Source organism: Halobacillus sp. BBL2006, from assembly GCF_000786645.1.
GTDB lineage: Bacteria > Bacillota > Bacilli > Bacillales > Halobacillaceae > Halobacillus.
This window is the reverse complement of sequence record NZ_JRNX01000921.1, coordinates 1-1,267: the sequence shown is the minus strand read 5'-3', so window position 1 is coordinate 1,267 and position 1,267 is coordinate 1. Positions and strand designations below refer to the sequence as shown.

The 1,267-nt window shown below is 43.6% G+C and carries 2 protein-coding genes; one reads left to right on the top strand and one right to left on the bottom strand.

Features of this window, described 5'->3' with window-relative positions; all coding sequences use genetic code 11:
* Positions 1–13: 13 nt before the first annotated feature.
* The gene (locus LD39_RS21105) at positions 14–580 is read right to left on the bottom strand and encodes a transposase (RefSeq protein ID WP_035553544.1); all 567 of its coding nucleotides are present in this window, start codon (positions 578–580) and stop codon (positions 14–16) included.
* A gap of 226 nt (positions 581–806) precedes the next feature.
* Between LD39_RS21105 and LD39_RS21100 the strand changes: the two genes are divergently transcribed.
* On the top strand, positions 807–1,267 hold a 461-nt coding region (locus tag LD39_RS21100; protein ID WP_035553541.1), incomplete at its 3' end, for an AEC family transporter.

The following is a 1,267-nucleotide window of genomic DNA, read 5'->3' as shown; positions in this document are numbered from 1 at the left end:
ATACCACCTCAGGTCATCCAGAATTTGGATGACCTGAGGTGGTTCTATTTGCCAATTGGACGAAGAACTCATATTCTTTTTCATCTCTGAAATGAGAGAGAATCGTGGATGTGGTGACGAGTCCGGAGTGAGAAGGACGAAGAGATAAGTAGTGAGGATAGCTGCTCCAGGGATATTTTTCCGGCTGCGATGTGAGTAAGGAGCGGCACGGATTCAAGTGAATGTAGCGGCTGACTTGGAGTAAAGCGTTGATATCGGCTTGCAATTCCGCTTTATACGGGCCTTGGAAGAGATGGCCAACATACTGATACTTGCGATTGAAATACATGGCGTACTGGGAATGGATTTGTTTCATGAACAGACCTGGAGGATGGTCGATCGTTTCGATAAGGAGATGAATGTGGTTGGACATCAAACAGTAGGCGTGAAGGTGGAAGGGATAGCTGTGCTTGGCTTCTTCTACTAGTCTCAAATAATAATAGCGATCATGATGGTCGTAAAAGATATCCGTTTTTCGGTTCCCTCTTGCTGTGATATGATAGCTTGCGCGTGGAAACCAGACACGCCTTGGATTGGCCATATAATCATCCTTTCATAGGTTTCATTTGATCTTATCTATCATTCGCCTTCTATCCTTGCAAATCCTGCTAATACGATGAAAATTGTAAAAACCTGTCACCTCAGGTCATCCAAAATCTGGATGACCTGAGGTGACAGGTTTTGGTAAGCTGGAATGTTATGGTTTATTGATAGTATCTGATAAACTATTAGAGTTCTAAAGAATCTCGAAATTGGAGGGAAGAGCTTTGACGATATTCTTCCAAGTGGTACTTCCTGTTGTACTCGTCTTTTTCGCGGGATATGTCTTACAAAAAATATTAAAACTGGAAATCAAGTCGATCTCAACGGTCGCTCTTTATATCATGCTGCCCTGCCTCGTCTTCAAAACCTTTTATGAAGCCGAGTTCGATCGCGATTATTTAATGATGGTCGTGTTCTCTGCCTTGCTCTTATTTGGTATCTTAGCTATTGATAAACTGGCAGCGAAAGTGCTTCGTTATGACACGCCTACAGAAAGTGGACTCATTTTATCCACGGCCTTCATGAACGCCGGAAACTATGGTGCGCCGATTGTCCTGTTTGCTTTTGGAGAAGAAGGTTTCGTTTATTCCGTTTCATTCATGGTGCTGCAGCAAATCGTCATGAACTTCTTCGGCGTTTACTACGCAGCGAAGGGAGCGGCGGGCATGACTATGGCCATTAAAAC

Excerpts from the sequence above, each read along its gene's own strand:
- LD39_RS21105 (WP_035553544.1), bottom strand. The coding sequence starts at position 580 with ATGGCCAATCCAAGGCGTGTCTGGTTTCCACGCGCAAGCTATCATATC.